Origin of the sequence: Halalkalibacter oceani (assembly GCF_023715705.1) — a bacterium.
Lineage (GTDB): Bacteria > Bacillota > Bacilli > Bacillales > Bacillaceae_D > Halalkalibacter > Halalkalibacter oceani_A.
Map to the genome: position 1 here is coordinate 42,853 of NZ_JAMBOS010000006.1, position 20,224 is coordinate 63,076.

The 20,224-nt window shown below is 46.4% G+C and carries 20 protein-coding genes, 1 pseudogene and 1 riboswitch; of the genes and pseudogenes, 19 read left to right on the top strand and 2 right to left on the bottom strand.

Annotation, left to right across the window (positions count from 1 at the left end):
• Window positions 1-51 precede the first annotated feature (51 nt).
• A complete protein-coding gene (locus tag M3212_RS08005; protein ID WP_251193440.1) occupies window positions 52-1,284 on the bottom strand; it encodes an aminopeptidase in 1,233 nt (410 codons plus the stop codon).
• Window positions 1,285-1,397: 113 nt separating this feature from the next.
• A riboswitch (PreQ1 riboswitch) is annotated at window positions 1,398-1,441 on the top strand.
• Between the two features lie 120 nt (window positions 1,442-1,561).
• Between M3212_RS08005 and queC the strand changes: the two genes are divergently transcribed.
• The 8 genes from queC (at window position 1,562) to M3212_RS08045 (ending at window position 6,340) form a co-directional block, all read left to right on the top strand.
• Complete coding sequence (gene queC, locus M3212_RS08010) at window positions 1,562-2,230, top strand: 7-cyano-7-deazaguanine synthase QueC (RefSeq protein ID WP_251193441.1); 669 nt, start codon at window positions 1,562-1,564, stop codon at window positions 2,228-2,230.
• On the top strand, window positions 2,227-2,652 hold the full coding sequence (gene queD / locus M3212_RS08015) for a 6-carboxytetrahydropterin synthase QueD (RefSeq protein ID WP_251193442.1): 426 nt from the start codon (window positions 2,227-2,229) through the stop codon (window positions 2,650-2,652). Before queC ends, queD begins: the two co-directional genes overlap by 4 nt.
• Window positions 2,649-3,362 carry a 7-carboxy-7-deazaguanine synthase QueE gene (gene queE / locus M3212_RS08020; RefSeq protein WP_251193443.1) on the top strand — a complete coding sequence of 238 codons (714 nt, stop codon included), beginning with the start codon at window positions 2,649-2,651 and terminating at the stop codon, window positions 3,360-3,362. The genes queD and queE overlap by 4 nt, the downstream gene beginning before the upstream one ends.
• 17 nt (window positions 3,363-3,379) lie before the next feature.
• Complete coding sequence (gene queF / locus M3212_RS08025; protein WP_251193444.1) at window positions 3,380-3,877, top strand: preQ(1) synthase; 498 nt, start codon at window positions 3,380-3,382, stop codon at window positions 3,875-3,877.
• A 420-nt stretch (window positions 3,878-4,297) separates the two neighbouring features.
• Entirely contained in the window at window positions 4,298-4,504 is a 207-nt protein-coding gene (locus M3212_RS08030; RefSeq protein ID WP_251193445.1) for a hypothetical protein, read from the top strand.
• A gap of 241 nt (window positions 4,505-4,745) precedes the next feature.
• Window positions 4,746-5,228, top strand: coding sequence for a PaaI family thioesterase (locus tag M3212_RS08035; protein WP_251193446.1), 483 nt, complete (start codon window positions 4,746-4,748; stop codon window positions 5,226-5,228).
• A 42-nt stretch (window positions 5,229-5,270) separates the two neighbouring features.
• A complete protein-coding gene (locus M3212_RS08040; RefSeq protein WP_251193447.1) occupies window positions 5,271-5,732 on the top strand; it encodes a hypothetical protein in 462 nt (153 codons plus the stop codon).
• Between the two features lie 101 nt (window positions 5,733-5,833).
• The gene (locus tag M3212_RS08045) at window positions 5,834-6,340 is read left to right on the top strand and encodes a DinB family protein (protein ID WP_251193448.1); all 507 of its coding nucleotides are present in this window, start codon (window positions 5,834-5,836) and stop codon (window positions 6,338-6,340) included.
• 125 nt (window positions 6,341-6,465) lie between these two features.
• Here M3212_RS08045 and M3212_RS08050 read toward each other — a convergent pair whose 3' ends face one another.
• A complete protein-coding gene (locus tag M3212_RS08050) occupies window positions 6,466-8,373 on the bottom strand; it encodes a heavy metal translocating P-type ATPase (protein ID WP_251193449.1) in 1,908 nt (635 codons plus the stop codon).
• A gap of 336 nt (window positions 8,374-8,709) precedes the next feature.
• Between M3212_RS08050 and M3212_RS08055 the strand changes: the two genes are divergently transcribed.
• From M3212_RS08055 to M3212_RS08105, 11 genes and pseudogenes are all read left to right on the top strand, one after another.
• On the top strand, window positions 8,710-9,471 hold the full coding sequence (locus M3212_RS08055; protein WP_251193450.1) for a carbonic anhydrase: 762 nt from the start codon (window positions 8,710-8,712) through the stop codon (window positions 9,469-9,471).
• Window positions 9,472-9,586: 115 nt separating this feature from the next.
• The gene (locus M3212_RS08060; protein WP_251193451.1) at window positions 9,587-10,054 is read left to right on the top strand and encodes a DUF420 domain-containing protein; all 468 of its coding nucleotides are present in this window, start codon (window positions 9,587-9,589) and stop codon (window positions 10,052-10,054) included.
• Between the two features lie 102 nt (window positions 10,055-10,156).
• Window positions 10,157-11,686 carry a spore germination protein gene (locus M3212_RS08065; RefSeq protein ID WP_251193452.1) on the top strand — a complete coding sequence of 510 codons (1,530 nt, stop codon included), beginning with the start codon at window positions 10,157-10,159 and terminating at the stop codon, window positions 11,684-11,686.
• On the top strand, window positions 11,673-12,956 hold the full coding sequence (locus M3212_RS08070) for a Ger(x)C family spore germination protein (protein ID WP_251193453.1): 1,284 nt from the start codon (window positions 11,673-11,675) through the stop codon (window positions 12,954-12,956). Before M3212_RS08065 ends, M3212_RS08070 begins: the two co-directional genes overlap by 14 nt.
• Before the next feature lie 8 nt (window positions 12,957-12,964).
• Entirely contained in the window at window positions 12,965-13,180 is a 216-nt protein-coding gene (locus M3212_RS08075) for a hypothetical protein (protein ID WP_251193454.1), read from the top strand.
• 56 nt (window positions 13,181-13,236) lie between these two features.
• A pseudogene (locus M3212_RS08080) lies at window positions 13,237-14,282 on the top strand (GerAB/ArcD/ProY family transporter).
• 996 nt (window positions 14,283-15,278) lie between these two features.
• Window positions 15,279-16,019, top strand: a complete 741-nt coding sequence (locus M3212_RS08085; RefSeq protein ID WP_251193455.1) for an SDR family NAD(P)-dependent oxidoreductase — start codon at window positions 15,279-15,281, stop codon at window positions 16,017-16,019.
• Window positions 16,020-16,267: 248 nt separating this feature from the next.
• Window positions 16,268-17,041, top strand: a complete 774-nt coding sequence (locus M3212_RS08090) for an IclR family transcriptional regulator (protein ID WP_251193456.1) — start codon at window positions 16,268-16,270, stop codon at window positions 17,039-17,041.
• Between the two features lie 4 nt (window positions 17,042-17,045).
• On the top strand, window positions 17,046-17,819 hold the full coding sequence (locus M3212_RS08095; protein WP_251193457.1) for an SDR family NAD(P)-dependent oxidoreductase: 774 nt from the start codon (window positions 17,046-17,048) through the stop codon (window positions 17,817-17,819).
• Between the two features lie 33 nt (window positions 17,820-17,852).
• Window positions 17,853-18,881 (top strand): zinc-dependent alcohol dehydrogenase, encoded by a 1,029-nt coding sequence (locus M3212_RS08100; protein WP_251193458.1) that lies wholly within the window; start codon window positions 17,853-17,855, stop codon window positions 18,879-18,881.
• A 33-nt stretch (window positions 18,882-18,914) separates the two neighbouring features.
• On the top strand, window positions 18,915-19,856 hold the full coding sequence (locus M3212_RS08105; RefSeq protein WP_251193459.1) for a fumarylacetoacetate hydrolase family protein: 942 nt from the start codon (window positions 18,915-18,917) through the stop codon (window positions 19,854-19,856).
• Window positions 19,857-20,224: the final 368 nt, after the last annotated feature.

The window sequence follows — 20,224 nt, forward strand, 5'->3', positions numbered from 1 at the left end:
CACTACTTCGCAATTATGGCAAAAGGAAGCCCGTCTTTTACCCGATCTCCTTTAAAATGCCCAGTTTCCATTGCGGAAAAACGGCTCGCGTCGGCCGTCCTCATAGACGCCGTCAATGTTCATATCCGCTTCTCCGATCATGAAATCGACATGAGTCAGGCTTGTGTTTAAGCCGTTTTTCTCCAGCTCTTCCTTGTTCATGTCCTTTCCACCCTCGATGCAGAAAGCATAGGCGCTGCCTAAGGCGAGATGGTTCGAGGCATTTTCATCAAAGAGCGTGTTGTAAAAAATAATGTTCGTATCAGAAATCGGCGAGCGGTGCGGCACAAGCGCGACTTCCCCGATGTAACGGGCACCTTCGTCCGTATCGAGCAGCCGCTTTAACGTTTCATAGCCTTCCTCGGCTTTAAAGTCGATCACTTTTCCGTCTTTAAATGTTAGCGAAAAGTTATTGATCAGGGTGCCGCCGTAATTTAACGGCTTCGTGCTTGAAACCGTGCCGTTGACGCCGGTCTTTTTCGCTGAAGTAAACACTTCCTCCGTCGGCATGTTGGCGACGAACGGAATGCCTTCTTTGTTGATGCTGCCGCCGCTGACCCAAATATGAGTTTCCGGCAGCTCAATCACGAGATCCGTTCCTTCCGCCATATAGTGAAGGGCGTGGTAGTGCTTGTCATTTAAGGCATGCATTTTCTCATCCAATGTGGCGAGATGCTTTTGCCAGGCCTCAACCGGATCCGGCTCGTTAATTCGCGTTGCCGCAAAAATCGCTTCCCACAGCTTATTGACTGCTTCCTCTGTCGTGTCATCCGGGAAGACCTTCTTCGCCCAGCCTTCAGACGGAACGCCGACAATCGACCAGCTGATTTTGTCAGAGGTAATGTAGGAACGAAAGCCCTCCATTGCTTTTCCGCTCGCTTTATTGGCGTTGGCGACACGCTCTGGATCGACATCCTTTAACAGATCGGGATCAGAGCCGGTAATGCTTAAAAAAGCTGCCCCGTTCGCCGCAAGCTCTTCATAGCCTTTCGCGATCCATTCCGGGTATTCATGAAAGGCGTCGTCAGGAGCGAGCTCGTATTTCGTTTTAATCAGTGCTTCGTCGCTCCAGTCGACGTGAACATTTTTTGCTCCGGCCTGATAGGCTTTTTTGGCGACGGCGCGGACAAGCTCAACGGCTGTCAGCGGCGTACGGACGACTAATGTTTGACCTGGCTGAATATTGACGCCGACTTTTACAGCCAGCTCGGCGTACTTTTCAATCTTTTCCTGAAAGCTGCTCATATCGATTCCTCATTTCTGTATCATATCTGTCATGATGATTTTACCAAAAATTTCACGAAAGGCAAAAGGATAGCCGCGGGCGGGTCATCTATGCTATGATTAAGGCTGAATGAAATCAAGAGGTTCGCAAACTCCCTCTATAAAAAACTATGCTGGAAACTGTGCCTTGTACAGTTTTCTTGTTATGTCCGGATTTGTTCCTGATTTATCGTGAAAAACGGAACTGATCCGATGACTGGAGTTTATCGGATGCTCTTTCTCAAAGGAGAAATGAGAGATGAAAGATGAAAAAGCAGTCGTCGTGTTCAGCGGCGGCCAAGATAGCACGACCTGTTTACTATGGGCGTTAAAACAATTTAAAGAAGTGGCGACCGTCACATTTGATTATGGGCAGCGCCATGCTGATGAGATCAATTGCGCACGGGAAATTGCCGAGGAGCTTGGTGTGTCGTTCCATGTGCTCGATATGAAGCTGATTAATCAGCTGTCAGCTAACGCGCTTACCCGCAGCAATATTGAGGTGAAGGAAGGGGAAAATGGCGGCCTGCCATCAACCTTTGTCCCGGGGAGAAACCATCTTTTCTTATCGTTTGCTGCCGTTTATGCCGATGCGATCGGCGCACGCCATCTGATCACCGGCGTCTGTGAGACCGATTTTAGCGGCTACCCCGACTGTCGAGACAGTTTTATTAAATCATTGAACGTCACCTTAAACTTGGCGATGGATGCCCAGTTTGTCATCCATACACCGTTAATGTGGCTGAATAAAAAAGAAACATGGGCGCTCGCCGATGAGCTTGGCGCGCTTGACTTTGTCAGAGAAAAAACGCTCACTTGCTATGAAGGAATCCGCGGCGATGGCTGCGGCGAATGTCCGGCCTGCAGGCTGCGTCGCCAGGGACTGGAAAGCTACCTCGCTGACAAGAGCGGAGGTGAGAGCGCATGATCCAGCAGTTTTATCCGCAGGTACCTCACTCGTATCGTTATGAGCTGAATAAAGATATGCATCTTGCCGCGGCGCATTTCATTCCCGATGAACGGGCCGGTCAGTGCCAGGAGATGCACGGGCACACGTATTTTATCAATCTTACCATTGCCGGGGATTCATTGGACGAGCTTGGCTTTCTCGTCAATTTTAAACGGCTGAAGGAAATTGTCCATAAACGCTATGACCATACGCTCTTGAACGACCACGAAGAGTATGAAGCGGTCGCGCCAACCACCGAACGGGTTGCCGAGCAAATTTGGAAGGCGGTCCAGCAGGAGCTTGTGACGCTGCCGAACAAGCCGAACTGCCTGCAGGTCGTCGTGCGAGAAACACCGACGAGCTATGTCGTCTACCGGCCGAAAGCGGAGGAATTGCAATGAAAATTCCGGTAATGGAACTATTCGGTCCGACGATTCAAGGGGAAGGCATGGTCATCGGTCAAAAAACGATGTTTGTCAGAACAGGTGGCTGTGATTATTCCTGCTCGTGGTGTGATTCGAGCTTTACATGGGATGGCAGCGCGCGCAGCACGCTGATGGAGGCGAAAGCGATTGTCGCTGAATTGGAGAAGATCGGGGGAGAGCGCTTTTCCCACGTGACGATCTCCGGTGGGAATCCGGCCCTCCATAAAGGAATCGGCGAGCTAATTGAGCTTTGTCATCAGCGCGGCTGGAAGGTCGCCGTCGAAACGCAAGGCTCTATTTGGCAGGACTGGATGCTGGCGATTGATGATGTGACGATTTCACCGAAGCCGCCGAGCTCCGGGATGGAAACGGACTTTGCCAAGCTCGATCATTATATCGAACAGCTGACAGCCGCCAACTCAAATGCCAGCTTAAAGGTCGTCGTCTTTGATGAAGCTGACTTCACCTATGCCGAGCACGTCCACACGCGCTACCCGGCGGTGCCGTTCTTTCTTCAGATCGGCAATGATGATAGTACGACAACCGATGACGAGGCGCTGGTCGCCAAGCTGCTCTCAAGATTTGAATGGCTGATTGAGCGCACGATTGAATCAAAGAAAATGAATGACGTCAAAGTACTGCCGCAGCTCCATGCCCTGCTTTGGGGCAACAAGCGCGGCGTGTAATCAAGGAGGAACGACAGATGAGTGGTCGAAGTGAACAGGAGTTAGAAGGAGTCAATCTATTAGGCAACCAGGGAACAAGCTATGAATTCTCATATAATCCAAAGCTGCTCGAAGCGTTTGAAAACAAACACGCCTACCGCGATTATTTTGTGAAATTCAACTGCCCTGAGTTCACCTCGCTTTGTCCGAAAACAAATCAGCCGGACTTCGCGACGATTTACATCAGCTACATTCCCGATAAAAAAATGGTCGAAAGCAAGTCGCTGAAGCTTTATTTGTTCAGCTTCCGAAACCACGGCGATTTCCACGAGGACTGCATGAACATTATCCTCAACGACCTCGTCGAGCTGATGGACCCGCGCTATATCGAAGTGTGGGGCAAATTCACGCCACGCGGCGGGATTTCCATTGACCCATATACAAACTACGGCAAGCCCGGCACAAAATACGAAAAAATCGCCGAGCACCGCCTGATGAACCATGACATGTATCCGGAGACAGTTGATAATCGGTAAAAGGAAGAAAGAGTTCCTTGTAAAAGTATGATTGATAGTGACCAAAATTGAGGGCACCCCAAAAGGTAGAGAGCCAAAAATCTCCCTTTTGGGGTGTTTTATTATGGCTAAGCAAAGCTTAACTTTTAAGCTTTGCGTTTTGCGAGAGTATCTAAGGGAATGGCACACAAGTATGAAATAAAGCTCCATCAAAAATTTGAGGGGGATATATATTACGAATAAGTGTTCCTGTTATGTTTATAGGTTATATTTTTACTAATCAAGTGTAAAAGTTCATATATGGGTACACCTTTAATTATCCCTTAAATAGTATTGTTAGAAATGATGATCTACCTTATTTGTTTATCTCATTGAAAGAATCAAGTAGAATAGTTATAATACTGTAAATCTCCATATACATTTCCTTAAGAGGTGATGTATATGAGAAAAAGAAAGGGTGGGGGGAAATTGACTACTATTAGACTTAAAGACTTAGAAACGAGAGTTAAAAAAAATAATAAGAAGTACAAAAAAGCGATCTCTAGCTTTCAAGAAGAGACTAAGAGTAAAGGCATGATAGCTGGTAGAGTCAGACCTAAACACCCAACAGAAGCTAAAATATTATCAATGTTTCAAAAAAAGAAATGACTTATGGATATTTCAAAGCTATCTATGAGCTTACTCAACTGATAGAAAAGAGCAAAATATAATTCTGAAAATGTACTCAAACCTGCTGATAATCGGCAGGTATTTTTATGTTTCTCATACTAAACATAGTTAGGTATAAATAATGTTGAATTGATTTTAGAGCTTTTATCGATGGCAATGATTCTTAAGTTATAATAAGATGACGGAGATGTCTGAAATTTTAGAATGGGGTGTTCGATTGATGCTAGATAAAATCATGAATGATCTTAAAGGATTGTCAGCTGAACAAGTAAAAGAAATTGAGAGAGTCGTCCAGCTCTACAAGCTTCCCTTTGACGCAAAAGACGATAAGAGAGCAAGGCTCCATTATTTTGCCAGATTTTTAGGAATTGATTGGGGAGATGATGGAGAGTTATTTATGGAACTGGGTCAGTTTAATGAAAATACATACGGCGTGGCGCAGGGAGGGGCGCTTTATACGCTAGCCGATATAAGTATTGGAATGAACATCGTGAATGAACTGAAGGAAGATCAGGAAGTTTATACACTTGAAATGAAAATGAATTTTATCAAAAAAGGTGTAGGCAGCAAAGTATGGGCGAAAACGAAATTTTTACATAAGGGACAAACAACCGTTGTAGCAGAGTGTCAAATTACCGATGAAAAGGAAAGCCTTGTCGCCCATAGTGTGGGAACGTTCTATATTGTGAACAAGAAAAAGTAACAAAGAGGTTAGGATGAGTTCGGCAAGAAAAGGAGGGAGAATGTGAAGAAAAGAGTTTGGCTTTTCGCTCTGTTTTTAGTAACAATGATCGGCGGTGCGTATGGCTTCTTGCAGCTAAATCCTCCAATAGAGACGGGAACACTTGCTGCGAGCGGCGACACTACTTCAGTAGTTGTTGGTATTGCCAATAACGGCTTTCGTGACGTGGAAATAGTAGAGGTATTGGTAAATCATGAGGAAAAGCCTTTAAAAACAGGCTTGCAAGTCAGCAATGCTTCGCACGGCTTCATCATAACCGATGATTTTACTGGTGAAGATGCGGATGAGTATCGCTTTACGGATGTGAACGAGACAGCAATAAAAAGAGCAGCTTCTCTTTCTTCTGCTATAGATGAAATCTATGGGGTTAGTGTGATTCATCATGAAGAAGTAAAAACCGTTCATATCAGGTACAGCTATTTTGGAATGATCTTTACGGATACTGTAGATTTTGCAGCATTCTAATGAGTTTTCCCGGATGGAAAATTGAATGTATAATAAAGAATGTAGCTTCTTAGTAAAACTATAACGATTAATTGAAAGAAAAATAAGGGAGAGTGAAGAACATGTATGCAACGGTCGAAGCATTTTTGAATGATTGGAAAGAAGAAGCTGATCTGACAATACAGGTGCTGGACAGGCTAACAGACGCCTCGTTAAGCCAGGCAGTGTCTGAGGCACAGCCGCGTACACTTGGCGAGATCGCCTGGCATATCGTCCAGAGCGTCAGTGTGTTTTTTAACCAACTTGGCCTGGAACAGGAAATCCCGGCAGTTGAAGAAAGCTCCGCAGCGGCTATCGTCAACGCTTATAGCAGGACGAACGAATCAGCGATTGCCGAATTTACTAAAAAATGGGCAGGACAGGACAACAAGCTCGTTGAGGAAGTGAAGCTGTTTGGTTTCATTGATACTACGTATGCTGGTGTGCTTGACAAGCTTGTCCGTCACCAGATTCATCATCGCGGTCAGCTTACGATCCTGATGCGCCAGGCGGGGCTGGTAGCACCGGGCGTGTATGGACCGAATGAAGAAGAAACAGCCGCAATGAAAGCGGCAAGAGAGCAGTCTTAGAAGTTTAGCGCTTGACAACTACATGCGATTAATTTGACTGGAAAACAGGTGAGTTGTCAGGATAGGACAGCGAGTGAAAAAGGAGCGGTCTCAAGCTATGTTGAGAGCGCTCCTGCTGTTTTCTTTTACCATTTTAACAGCCGCAATCCATTTAAAATCACAAGAATCGTGCTGCCCTCATGGCCGATGACGCCGAGTGGCAAATCTAATACTTGCATGAAATTCGAGGCGATTAACAGCGCGACGACACTTAATGAAAAGACAATGTTCTGTTTAATAATCCGGTTCATTTTCTTCGAGCGTTTCACCGCTTCGGCCAAGCGCGGCAAATCATTTTTCATTAAGACGACATCGGCGGTTTCAAGGGCGACATCGGTGCCGTCTCCCATCGCGACACCGACATTGGCTGTCGCCAGAGCGGGGGCGTCATTAATGCCGTCTCCAACCATTGCCACCGTGCCGAATTGCTGCTGCAGCTCTTTAATATGGCTTACCTTCTTTTCCGGCAGACAGGCTGCTTCATAATGAGTCAATCCGCTTTCAGCGGCGATCGCTTTCGCGGTCTGTTCGCTGTCTCCCGTCAGCATCACCGGCGTAATCCCTTCTTTTCGCAACGCCTCAATGGCCGCGACAGCTTCAGGACGAATGGTATCCTTTAAAGCGATCACGCCGGCAATTCCCTTGTCATCTTTGATAAAGACGACGGTTTTCCCTTCGGCCGCCAGGCGCTCTGCCACGTTATGCTGAAATGACGCTGCTTCCTGTTCGCCGACAAAGGCGGCGCTTCCGGCTTTCCACTGTCCGTCAGCGAACAGTCCCTGGACGCCGTAGCCCGAAATGTCTTCCATTTGCTCCGGCTTCGTTATCCGATCTGCTAATTGAGGCTCGCTGTAGGCGACAATCGCCTGCGCAAGCGGGTGGTTCGAATATGTTTCAAGAGAAGCGACATGAAAGAAAAAGGAGTCCCGCTGCAGGTCATCACGGATCACGACATCGGTTACTTCCGGAGTACCGTTCGTTAACGTTCCGGTTTTATCAAAGGCGACCGCTTTAAGATGACCGAGATTTTCGATATGAACGCCGCCTTTAAACAAAATTCCGCGTTTGGCGCTGCTTGAAATGGCTGACAATGTCGCCGGCATAATGGAAGCGACGAGGGCGCAGGGTGAGGCAACTACCAATAAAATCATCGCCCGGTAAATGGTCTCTGTCCAGCTCCAGCCAAGCACGTAATGCGGTAAAACCATCATGAGCGCGACGACGAGCAAGACAACTTTTACGTAGGTGCCTTCCATCCGCTCGATAGAAAGCTGGGAAGGCGATTTTTCGCTCTGAGCCGTTTGCACCATATGAATAATGCGCTGAAACAGTGTTTCGCTCAAAGGCTTCGTTACCTTGACGAGAATCGTTCCTCGTATATTGACCGTGCCAGCGAAAACGTCATCGCCTGTAGATTTTAACACCGGAATGGCTTCCCCTGTGATCGCAGCTTCATCAAAGGTTGTCTCTCCGTCAATCAGCTCGCCGTCAGCGGGAACCCGTTCGCCGGCTCTAATAATAATGACATCGTTGACGCGCAGAGAGTCGATGGGGATGCTTGTTTCCATCCCGTCCTCGTAGCGCACCGCTTTCTCCGGCTGTAAGCTCATTAAAGACGATATTTCTTTCTTGCTTTTGTTCATCGTGTACGTTTCTAATGCTCCGCTTAATGAAAAAATTAAAATTAAGATCGCGCCCTCTACCCAATAGCCGATCAACGCTGAGCCAACCGCGGCGATTACCATCAACATTTCCACGTTTAATTTTCGATGTTCGAGCGTATCAACGATCCCTTCCTTCGCTTTCGCAAAACCACCAATCCCAAAGGCAAGTATATAAGCAAGCACAGAAAGTCCGGAATGACCATAGTGTGAAAGAAGCCATCCGATTAAAATAAAGACCCCGGCCAGAAGTGCAAAGATCAGCTCCCAATGTGTTTGAAATTGACTCCATAATTTGAATGGTTTTGTTGGCTGTTGTGTGTCTGCAAGCATCATATTCTCTCCTTCCGTTATTCTCAATTAGGTGAATAAACAAATTTTAATTGAGAATAAAAATCATTCTTTATAGCTTGATATTGGACGTTTAAAAGCTTATAAAGCATTATAACATAAATTTTATTTATTTTAACATGATAATTATTATCATTAGATAATTGGTTAATAAGCCTAGTAAGAATGATTATTAATAAGAATTAAACTGAAGGATTAGAGGGCAAAAGAGGAAAGAAATGAAAAAATCAGGAAAGAAGCGGGTTTTTCCTTTTTTTATTGGTAAGGATAAGAGGAGTAGCTTTACATTTTTCAGTCTGGAGCAAGGGAAGGAAAGCCGTGAAACATCATTTATGGAGACAAGCATGTGCACTTGCCGCGATCAGTATCATCATAACGGGATTTTCTTCAACCGTTTTCGGTTATCAGGAAAGGCAGCTGCAAAATGAAGATGAACCGGAACATGGATGGGAACTCGATTTCACCTTTGGAGCATGTGCCGAGGGTGAGGAACAATCGCCGATTAATCTGGAAGAAGCACTGGCGATTGCGGATGAGGAAGAGGTGTCGGTCCTTTATGAACCAAGCCTTTTTACAATTGAAAACACGGGCCATACGATTCGAGCCCTTGCAGTTTCATCAGAAAATAGGATGGAAATCGCCGGAGAGAGCTATCATCTGGTTCAGCTTCATTTCCATATTCCCTCCGAACACGAAGTCGAGGGAGAGCAATTTGATATGGAGCTTCATTTCGTCCATGAAAATGCAGCCGGACAGCTTGCCGTGCTGGGGGTTTTTCTGGAAAAAGGAGAAGCAAGCGCAGAACTGGCCAAGCTCTCGCCGGAGCATCTCCCTGTTAATATGACGGAAATGAGGGAGATTGACTTGCATCAGCTCCTTCCGCCAAACAAAGAAGGCTTTTATTATGACGGCTCGCTTACAACCCCGCCTTGTACTGAAGGTGTCAAATGGGTCGTGCTCACCGAACCGATCGGTGTAACAGAAGAACAATTCGCTATGTTCGCCGAGATCTTTCCGGAATATTACCGTGCGGTGCAGCCTTTAAACGACCGGAATGTTTATAAGATCATCTTAAAATAGGAGAAGCATTCTCAGCATCGTGCCGAATTGGCGGGACGGTGCTGGTTCAATTCGGCGGAGCGGAAAACGGGACGCTTCAATCCTCAATGAAGGAATAGAAGGGAGGCGACGACAGATGACATCATTTTTACCATTGCTTAGTACGTTTTGTATTGTAATGAGTGCGCTTTTTGTGGCGCGTGGGTGGTACTTAATCGTCAAGGGAAGAAAAGAAGCCCACGAAAAAACGATGGTAGTCGCAGCTGTGTTTGCGGTGTTGTTTTTTACGATTTATATCACGAGAACAATCATGATTGGAAATACTTCCTTTGGTGGGCCGGCCAACTTGAAGCCCTATTACATCACGTTCCTCCTTTTTCACATATCGCTCGCTGTCATCGGTGTCACATTTGGAGTAGTGACGATCAGCTATGCGAGGAAGCAGCAATTCAAAAAGCATAAAAGGCTTGGCCGGTGGGCGGCTGTTATTTGGTTTATTTCAGCTGTCACAGGGATCACTGTTTATTTTTTGCTTTACGTCATCTGGGAGCCTGGAGCCATTACGAATATGGGGAGGGCGATCCTTGGTCTATGGTTGATTTGAGAAGGGGCGCCGACTTTGAGTGTTGGGTGGAAGTCTGAGGCGTTTTTTTTCGTATAAATACCACTTTTAATGGAAAGTTAACGTTAAAGGTGGTGTAAAGAAATGTTAGAGCATGTTAAAAACAGGGAAACGCATTCCGAACTTCTATCCGCATCCTTACATGAAAATGTGGCATTCATAAAAAACACATTTGAAGAATGTGATGATCTTGTTTATCATTTTGCGGAAATTGAAACGAAAAAGCTCTGTTTTATTTATTTTGCTGATATGATAAATAGCCAAACTTTGTTCGAAATGGAACAAGGACTATTGAGGGTTAACCATAATGAGGAAGACCTGCCGACATTTATCCGCAATCGGTTATCGATCAACAATGTTGAGGAAGTAAACGATCTGGATTCCGTTATGAAACAACTGCTGGCCGGGCAAGCCATCCTTTTAATCGATCAGGAAAAACATGCTTTTATCTTTCCATCCAATACGGCAGGCAGAAACATTACTGAGCCGAGCACGGAGCAAACCATCAAGGGGCCAAAGGAAGGCTTTATCGAAAACATCCAGACAAATGTGATGTTAATCCGCAAAAGAATACGAAACCCGGCATTAAAGATTCAGCACATGACGCTCGGTACGAAAACGAATACACAAGTTAGTGTCGCCTATGTGAAAGGCGTGGCGAATGACGAGATGGTGCAAGAAGTGCTCGAGCGCTTGGCGCAAATCAAAATTGATGGCATTTTGGACAGTCAATCTGTAGCGACGATGATTAATGATGCGCCCAAGTCGCCTTTTCCGACAGTAGTGACAACGGAGCGTCCTGACCGGGTCTGCGGAGCATTGCTGGATGGGAAAATTGCCATTCTGATCGACGGTACACCTTTCGTCCTGACCGTTCCTGCGGTGTTCTTTGACTTTTTCAAATCCAGCGAGGATTACTTTGAGAACTCATTCCTATCATCTGCGATCCGCTGGGTACGTTTTTTCGGGCTGCTGGTCGCCTTGATTCTTCCGTCGTTTTATATCGGTCTGACGATGTATCACCAGGATCTGATCCAGACGCCTTTCTTAATTCGGATTGCTGCCAGTCGCGAAGATTTACCGTATCCTGTATTGGTTGAAGCGATTTTTATGTTAATTACGTTCGAAGTGATCCGCGAAGCGGGCTTTAGAATGCCGAAGACGCTTGGGGGCTCGACCGTTACAATTTTAGGGCTGCTGCTGATCGGGCAAATCGCTGTACAAGGCGGGTTGATTGGAGCCGTAACGATGATTTTTATCTCGCTCGCGGCGCTCGTTTCCTTTATTTTACCGGATTATGAATTTCATCAAATTATCCGCTTTAGCGGGTTTATCATCCTCATCTTAACGGGAGTGTTTGGTTTTATGGGACTTCTGGTCGGGCTTTTGTTTCTGTTAACTCATTTGGTGAGTTTGCGCTCGTTTGGCGTTCCATATTTTGCGCCGATTTCCCCTGCGACCCGAGCAGGCTGGAAAGACGTGTTTATACGGGCGCCGAGGTGGGCGGTGAATATGGAGTCTGCCAGATTTGATATTGATCGTATCTACCGGCAAGAAAATAGTGGCGATCCTGCACGAAAAGAACAAAAGGGGGATCGGGATGAGGAAAAATAAAGCTTCATTACACATCGGTGTGCTGATTCTGCTGGCTACCATTTGTCTTGCCGGCTGTTGGAGTAACAGGGAAATTAATGATCTGGCGATTATTAGCGTTCTCGGCGTAGATGAAAACGAAGCTGGCGACCTTGAAGTTTCAGCTTTATTTATTAAAGCAGAGTCCCTGTTCTCTGACACCTTTGTCGGTGGAGCCGGTGGTCAGCATAAAAACAAATTTCTCATTCACACGTCGACAGGAAAGGATATGTTTGAAGCGATCGGCAAGCTGGCAAGTGCTGTGTCAGAAGAGGCCTATTTTGGTCATGTATCGACAGTGATATTCGGCGAAAGAGCCGCCCGAAATCACATGGAGACTTCCCTTGATTTCTTTAAAAGAGAAAATGATTTTCGCCCGAATATCAATATGCTTGTGACGAAAGGACAGGCGGCTGATTTGCTGAAGCTGCGCCCTCAATTTAATTCAACGCTTGGCTCAGAAATCAATGACTTGGTGAACATTAATGAGTTTGCCAGCACACAGGTTATCCATGATCTGATGCAATTTAGAAAGCATGTTTCCAGCAATACGATTGACCCGGTTACCGGTGTCGTGATACCGGCAGAACAGCTGAGAGTAGAGGTGCGCAGTGAAGACATGGGTTCGGAAAATCAAAATGAACCAGGGGCAGAGGAACAGGCGAACACGGAAGAAAATGAACAAGAAAATATGGAAACCCTCAGCCTGTATGGAACAGCGGCCTTTAAAGGAGGAGAGCTGGTAGGCTTCCTTGATGAAAGGCAAACGCGTGGGCTTTTGTCCATTCAAGGAGAGCTTAGTAATGATGTCCTCGTCCTAGATTGTGGCAAAAACGGTCCGGGCGCAATCGGTTTATTGTTGCAGAACAGTCAATCTCAATTGATACCGGAAATTAGCGCTCAGCAACTAAACATGACCCTCAACATTCAGGTTAACGCGCAGCTTAAAGAAATTTCCTGTTTGGATTTCAATGTTGACACTGACCAAATTGAATTGCTGAATAGGAAACTGGAAAAAGCGATTAGACAGGATGTAACTAGTGTGTTAAACGTAGCGCAAAAGCAGTGGGAAACCGATATTTTTGGTTTCGGTGAAGCAATTTATCGCAAGTATCCGAAGCAATGGGACCAAATGGCGCCTGAATGGAGAAATGGCTTATTGAAAGAGATGAATATTGACCTGAACGTCGAAGCGAATATTATCCGCTACGGCCAGCAAAAAGATCCAAGCAAAGCCAATGAATCGAGGTAACGAAACAGATGAAACTATTGATGAGCTTATTGTTTGTCGTTTTGCTGTTGCTGACGACATTGAGACATATGTACTTTGTATGGAAAGAGAAGGATTATAAAATGTTCATCGCCCAGGTAGGGATTGTCGGCTTGGCCGTGCTGGCAGGCATATATGTCATCCATGATTTCTCCTATTTCTCTATTTCAAATCTGCTCAATACAGTAAGCCCACTTGAGAAATGAAGGGAGGGTAACGCATCATGATTGAAAAAGGCAGAATTAGCAACACGCAGGCCGCGATGCTGGCGATTACATCCTTAACGATTATTGGCCATTTAATTTTATTAACCGTTGTCTTTGCGCAGAGCCGACAAGACGGCTGGATAGCGGCGATTGTCGGAACCATACTGGGACTGATTGGGATCATTTCACTGGTGAAATTATCTCAGGCTTTCCCGGGTCTGACATAATCGAAATTTTGTTTCAAAACTTTTCCTGGTTCGGTAAAATCATCGGGATCCTTTACTTGATTTACTTCTATATTATGGTGGTTTTAGCGGTTCGCTTGTTTGCGGAAACCTATCAGCTCATCATGGATGATATTCCGTTATGGATTTTTGCGACGCTTATTCTTCTCCTGACGTCATTTATTATTTATTTAGGGCTGGAAACATTAGGCCGGCTCAATCAAATTCTCTTGCCGATCCTCGTTGTGATCGCGATCGTTGTCGTTTTTTTAACAACAGGCGAAGAGAAAGATTACAGCAATTTATTACCGATCCTCGGAAATGGCATTCAGCCTGTCGCGATAGGATCATTGTCGGTGATGGCGTGGTTTGGTGAATTTGTCATTTTAGGAATGATCCTCCCGTATGTCCGCCGCCCGAATAAGCTGGTAAAAACAGGCGTCTGGACGGCGGTGATTACGCTTATTTTCTTTCTCGGTCCCATCACCGGACCGATTGCCCTGTTTGGTCCTGTAGAAGCGGCAAAGATGACGTTTCCGACTTTTACCGAAGTCCGCTATATCCAGGCCGGAGAGGTCATTAACCGGTTCGATACGATTGCGATTCTTTTCTGGACGGTCGGCCTAACGGTCCGAATCTCGCTGTTTTTTTACGGTCTCAGTCTCGGTACGGCCCAGGCGTTAAAGGCTGCAACATACCGCCCATTAGTCATCCCGTTCGCCTGGCTGATCGGCGTCGGGGCGACCCTGTTTGCGAGAAACTATGAGGAACTGAATGAGTTTCTTTTTAAGAGCTACGTGCCTCTAAACCTCCTGATGGGAGCCGCTCTCCCGCTCATCTTATGTCTTTTTGCCATCAACAGGCTTAAAAAGACGTAACCCAGGCAGCGAAGCGTACAAATAATAATTGAAGGCGACAGAAAATTATGTGAATATAAAAGAAAGCAAAGTCAAGCGGGGGAGCGAGGAAAAAGTCGATTCCCCTCGACCTCAGAGCTGGATATTGAGGAGGCTTTAGTCATCGGAGTTCGGTGCGAACCTGAAGCGCAGATGAAATCCCCGGGAGGTTCGCACCAAAAATAAACCAAATTATGGGTGTGTATGTGATAATGGGTTGGGCTATCGAGAAGACAGCCCCAAATGAGCGGAAACTGCCCACTTTGCGAATGGATAATGCCGGAAACGGCGGATTTTCGCTGTCGCACTTTTTGTGAGTGCGTGGATTGAAATTTGATTTCAAGAACTGTCTTGTAACCGAGAAGCGTCGCACTCTATATGAGAGCATGGATTGAAATAATGATGTTCGATAATATCGTAGACGAGCCTTGGGTTGCACTCTATATGAGAGCATGGATTGAAATTTTGAAGAGCGACTCAATAACCGGTAAACGTTTGGGTTGCACTCTATATGAGAGCATGGATTGAAATTTTGTGGTCATGAGATATGCTAAATGAAGCCATGTTGCACTCTTTATGAGTGCATGGATTGAAATGAGCCACGGGGTACGTATTACCCTCTCAACTCGTGTTGCACTCTATATGAGTGCATGGATTGAAATTACCCGAAAAGCGGTATGTTGTCTTCTTCTGCTTGTTACACTCTACATCAGTGCACGGATCGAAATCTCCTCTCCGTAGTTCACCCCAAGTGGAGCGCAATTCAACCTCTCTTTAGATGAAATACCGCTACTAAGCCACTCCTCATTCTTCTCTGTTTTCTTCCATAGAATCAGCATCTACTACCAAGTCCATCGTCTGACTTAGGGCAGATGCTGCCTTTACCAATTCAATCGATCTAATCCATTTAGCAGGGGATTCGGCGGGGCGTGCCGAAAATAGTAGAGGAAAAATTAATGGTGAAGGCAGGCGAAAAAGATGAATCTAAAAGGAAAAACTGCAATTATTACAGGCGGAGGTACGGGAATTGGCCGGGCGACCGCTCTTCGCTTAGCGGAAAAAGGGGTCAATATCGTCGTTAATTACTCGCGCTCTGAACAGGAAGCGCAGGCGACGCTGGAGGAAATAAAAGCGCTTGGAGTGAACGGCTTTGTGTTTTGCGCCGACGTCGCGGAGGAAGAGGAAATTGAAGCAATGGTCGAAGAGACGATAAAGACGTTTGGTCAAATTGATATTCTGGTCAACAATGCCGGAACGACTGATTTTGTCGAACTTGATGATCTAGCCGGGCTCCGCAGTGAGCATTGGGATCGCGCTTTTTCTGTCAATACAAAAGGGGTCTTTATGGTCAGTCGCGCTTGTGCCGATCATTTAAAGAAAAGCCAAGGAGCGATTGTTAATATTACATCGATAGCGGGCTTAACCGGGGCCGGTAGTTCAATTGCCTATGCCGCTTCAAAGGCGGCGGCGATCAGCGTCACGAAATCATTGGCGCGTGTGCTTGCACCGGATGTCAGGGTTAATGCCATCGCGCCGGGTATCGTGATGACACGCTGGGTTGAAGGAAAAGAGGATCATGTTGAACGCTTATCAGCCGGTACGCCGCTGGGCCGGGCTTCAACAGCAGAGGATATTGCTGAAGTTGCACTGGGGCTTGTCGAAAATGCTGGTTTTGTAACGGGGCAGACCATCGTTGTTGATGGGGGATTTACGTTGTAGTCGTCTGAAACTTAAGCGGTTTCATTATTGTCCGAGGAAGATTATCAGGTGAGCCCGACCTGGTGATGCTTCCTCTTTTTCTTTGTAGTTCAGTTATTTGGAAAAGTCCTTGCTTACAAAAAAAAATGATATGAATTTTTGGAATATAATATTGAAAGCGGTTACCTTATGTGATATATTAATGTTGCCATATAAAACAAGGTTTATTATACAAAACCTGAAGATGGCGCTTTGGAGGTTTTAAGCAAATGACAAGAAAATATTGGGTTCCTGCCATTGAGCGGGCTGATAAAATTATCGCCTTGCTGGCCAAGGAGCCTTCAAGTCTCAAGTTAATGGATCTCGCTAATCGGCTTGATATTCATAAAAGCTCAATGTACTCCCTGTTAACGACTTTGGAAACATTAGGCTGGGTGACAAAGGAAAAAGGCGATACCTATGCGCTCGGACCGACTTTGGGAGTGATCAGCGCGTCGTACTTTCGCCAGTTCAATTTAATGCAATCCTTTCATCAGGAAGCGAGAATGACGGTGCGTCATGTCGGGGAAGCCGTGCAATTAGCAATGCTTGATCGGCAAGACGTGGTATATCTGGCCAAGGAAGAGAGCGCCTCCCCAATGCGGCTCGTCTCTGATCCGGGGATGCGTTTTGCTGCTTATGCCACAGCACTTGGCAAGATTCAGCTCTCTCATTTATCAGCGGAGGAGCTGGATGATCTATTTCAAGAGGAAGAGCTAGAGCCGAAAACAAAGTACACGGTGGCAACACGAACTGAGCTGTATGAGCAGCTGGAGCTTATCAGGCAACAGCAGGTGGCGGTTGATCGAGACGAAGCAGTAGAAGGATTTTGCTGTGTGGCTGCCCCGATTTACAACCATGCCAACAAAATGATCGCCGCGGTAAGCATATCGATGAGTTCTACAATGTGGAAAGAAAAAGAAGAGCTGGCGAGGGAAGAGATTATCAGTCTGGGACATCGCATCTCCCAACATGCCGGTCATCAAAAGGAAGAGAGAGGTTGAGACGATGAGACTGGAAAATAAAGTCGTTCTAATTACTGGGTCAGGGTCAGGGATTGGAAGAAGCACAGCCAAATTATTTGCGGCTGAAGGAGCAAAATTGATAATTAACGATTTATCAAAAGAGGATGGTGAAGCAACGGTCCAGGCAATTCAGGAAGAGGGGGGAGAAGCAATTTTCATTCAGGCCGATGTCACGAAGGCCGATGAAGTCGAGGCAATGATCAACGAAGCGACTGACAAGCTTGGCGCGATTGATGTTCTGTTCAATAATGCCGGCATCTCCGGAGTCGGTCCGCTCCACGAGCTTAGTGAGGAGCTGTGGGACAGGGTCGTCAATGTCAATATGAAAGGCGTGTTTTTACCGTCAAAATATGTTCTGCCGCAAATGATTGAACGCAAGCAGGGAAACATCATTAATATGTCCTCGACGATCGCGGAAATCGGGTTGATGAACCGCGCTGTCTATGCGGCGACAAAAGGGGCGGTGCTGGCACTGACAAAATCGATGCAGGTTGATTATGCGCCTTACAATATCCGTGTAAACGCGCTTCTTCCGGGGACGATTTTAACGCCATTTGTGGAGAATTATTTAAAGAATTCCTATGATGATCCGGAGGAAGGATTGGCGACAATCCGTAAACGGCAGCTCAGCGGCGATCTCGGTCGTCCGGATGACGTCGCTCGTGCCGCTTTGTTCCTTGCATCAGATGAATCGAAGTTTATGATGGGCTCGCCTCTCTACATTGACGGTGGAGTTACCTTCGGGAAAATGGCGTAAGCCCTTAAAAAAATCAGGAAAAGAGGGTCAATGATGAAAGCAGTTGTCAAAACAGAACGAACACATGGTGGAGTACAGGTTCTTGATGTTCCTACCCCAACAATTGGAGAAAATGAAGTGCTTGTCAAAATTAAAAACGCTTCAATTTGCGGCTCGGATGTCCATGCCTACCATTTTGCACCTACTCACCACTTCATCCAGCCACCTGTCATTATGGGGCACGAGTGCTCAGGCGAGGTTGCCGAGGTTGGTGCGCAAGTAAAGGATTTTAAACCGGGAGACCGTGTCGTGATCGAAGCGATTAATTATTGCAGGAAATGTGAAAGCTGCCTTCGCGGCAACCGCCATATTTGTAATGATTTTCAAATTCGCGGCATGCATCGTGACGGAATTTTTGCCGAATATGTCGCCGTCCCGCCAACAGACTTACACAAAATTCCCGACTCATTGTCGTTTGAAAAAGCATGTCTCGTCGAACCGACTTCCGTGCTGACTCACGCTGTTTTAGATCGAAGCAATATTAGAGCCGGAGATCTTGTCCTCGTTACAGGCCCTGGACCGATCGGAATTTTGGCGGCGCAAATGGTAAAAGCAGTTGGCGCGGAGCCGATCGTGGTCGGGATTGATTCGGATGAAGAAATCCGCCTTCCGATTGCGAGGGAGCTCGGCTGTCAAACGATCAATGTCAGCCAGCAACCGATTACTGACGCCTTACAGGAGCTGTACGGACGTCAAACGGTCCATGCGGTGCTTGAGTGTTCAGGTGCGTCTCCTATTTTCCAGACGACTCTCGATGTTGTCGCCAAGGGAGGAAGCATCACGCTAATCGGCTTGTTTGCCAAGCCGGTCGAAGCGAATCTTTCCATTGCGGTGCGTAAGGAAATTACGATTTATACGAGCTTCGCCTCTACTTGGTTCGATTTCGAACGGGCGATCAAAATGCTTGATCAAGGCTTAATCCAAACCGACAAACTCGTCGCTTATTATGATCCTGAAGACGCGGTTCAGGCATTTGAAGACGCGATCGCCAAGAAAGTACCAAAGCCAGTTTTCCGCTTTTAATCAGTAATTATATGAATCTGGGAGGAATAGACAATGAAACTAGCAACGTTTACGACAAATGGGATTACGAGACTCGGAGCATTAGTAAATGAGCAGATGATCGATTTAAACTACGGCTACACACTCCTTCTGTCTGAGCAAGGGGTGACAAGTCCATACGCGCTTGCCGATGCAATCGTCCCGGCGGACATGAACCGCTTTCTTGAAAAAGGAGAAGACGCCTTAAAAGCGGCTGAAGAAGTCATTGCGCGAGTCGCCGACGGCGAAAAGGAAGGACCAAATGGTGAGAAAATCGTGTATGCCGCAAACGATGTCACCCTCCAGGCGCCAGTTCCGAAAGCCGGCAAGCTCGTCTGTGTCGGTCTGAACTATCTTGATCACTGCGAAGAAACAGGAATGGACGTACCGAAATCGCCTGTCATCTTCTCAAAGTACAGCAACGCGATCATTGGACCGGATGAAGAAATCCTCTTACCCGTTAATTCAAGCGAAATCGATTATGAAGCCGAATTCGCCTTCGTCATCGGCAAAAAGGCGAAAAAAGTCAGCAAAGAAGAAGCGATGGACTATGTCGCCGGCTACACGATTATCAATGACGTCAGCGCACGCGACATCCAGCTTGGCGACGGCCAATGGGTGCGGGGCAAATCGCCAGATACCTTCGCTCCAATGGGACCGGTCCTCGTCACAAAAGATGAAATCGAGGATCCGCACAAGCTCGACATCAAGCTGACACTTAATGGAGAAACACTACAGGATTCCAACACAAAGAATCTTATTTTTGACATCACGTACATCCTGTCCTATCTATCACAATCCATGACCTTCGAACCAGGCGATGTCATCGCCACAGGAACACCTCCTGGCGTCGGCATGTCCCGCACTCCGCAAGTGTGGCTCAAGCCAGGCGACGAAGTCATCGTCGAAGTAGAAAAAGTCGGCAAGCTCCGCAACACCGTCGCAGCTGATAAATAAGACCAACAAAGGATTGGATCAAGTGAAACCCAACACACGATCCAATCCTTTTTGTGTACAAACTTTCAGAATAAGGTAAAATAAAGACAAGCAACACTCACCAAAACATAGCCAGTGCGAACCCGAAGCGCCCATCAAATCCCCGGGAGGTTCGCACCAAAAAACGACTAAATTGTGTGAAACTATGTAACAAAACGAAGCAGAAATAAAGCATATTGCCATTCAAACAACCAAAATCCCTTATTTAGAGAAGAAAAACGCAAAAAAACAGGGGACTTTGGCTATCGCACTCTATGTGAGTGCGTGGATTGAAATAGCTGCCGTGTTTCATGGTCGTACCACGCATATACTTCTGTGAACTTTTTGAA

Bases quoted from the DNA above. Each gene is read 5' to 3' on its own strand.
- M3212_RS08005 (WP_251193440.1), bottom strand. From the start codon at position 1,284: ATGAGCAGCTTTCAGGAAAAGATTGAAAAGTACGCCGAGCTGGCTGTA.
- queC (WP_251193441.1), top strand. From the start codon at position 1,562: ATGAAAGATGAAAAAGCAGTCGTCGTGTTCAGCGGCGGCCAAGATAGC.
- queD (WP_251193442.1), top strand. From the start codon at position 2,227: ATGATCCAGCAGTTTTATCCGCAGGTACCTCACTCGTATCGTTATGAG.
- queE (WP_251193443.1), top strand. From the start codon at position 2,649: ATGAAAATTCCGGTAATGGAACTATTCGGTCCGACGATTCAAGGGGAA.
- queF (WP_251193444.1), top strand. From the start codon at position 3,380: ATGAGTGGTCGAAGTGAACAGGAGTTAGAAGGAGTCAATCTATTAGGC.
- M3212_RS08030 (WP_251193445.1), top strand. From the start codon at position 4,298: ATGAGAAAAAGAAAGGGTGGGGGGAAATTGACTACTATTAGACTTAAA.
- M3212_RS08035 (WP_251193446.1), top strand. From the start codon at position 4,746: ATGCTAGATAAAATCATGAATGATCTTAAAGGATTGTCAGCTGAACAA.
- M3212_RS08045 (WP_251193448.1), top strand. From the start codon at position 5,834: ATGTATGCAACGGTCGAAGCATTTTTGAATGATTGGAAAGAAGAAGCT.
- M3212_RS08050 (WP_251193449.1), bottom strand. From the start codon at position 8,373: ATGCTTGCAGACACACAACAGCCAACAAAACCATTCAAATTATGGAGT.
- M3212_RS08060 (WP_251193451.1), top strand. From the start codon at position 9,587: ATGACATCATTTTTACCATTGCTTAGTACGTTTTGTATTGTAATGAGT.
- M3212_RS08065 (WP_251193452.1), top strand. From the start codon at position 10,157: ATGTTAGAGCATGTTAAAAACAGGGAAACGCATTCCGAACTTCTATCC.
- M3212_RS08070 (WP_251193453.1), top strand. From the start codon at position 11,673: ATGAGGAAAAATAAAGCTTCATTACACATCGGTGTGCTGATTCTGCTG.
- M3212_RS08075 (WP_251193454.1), top strand. From the start codon at position 12,965: ATGAAACTATTGATGAGCTTATTGTTTGTCGTTTTGCTGTTGCTGACG.
- M3212_RS08085 (WP_251193455.1), top strand. From the start codon at position 15,279: ATGAATCTAAAAGGAAAAACTGCAATTATTACAGGCGGAGGTACGGGA.
- M3212_RS08090 (WP_251193456.1), top strand. From the start codon at position 16,268: ATGACAAGAAAATATTGGGTTCCTGCCATTGAGCGGGCTGATAAAATT.
- M3212_RS08095 (WP_251193457.1), top strand. From the start codon at position 17,046: ATGAGACTGGAAAATAAAGTCGTTCTAATTACTGGGTCAGGGTCAGGG.
- M3212_RS08100 (WP_251193458.1), top strand. From the start codon at position 17,853: ATGAAAGCAGTTGTCAAAACAGAACGAACACATGGTGGAGTACAGGTT.
- M3212_RS08105 (WP_251193459.1), top strand. From the start codon at position 18,915: ATGAAACTAGCAACGTTTACGACAAATGGGATTACGAGACTCGGAGCA.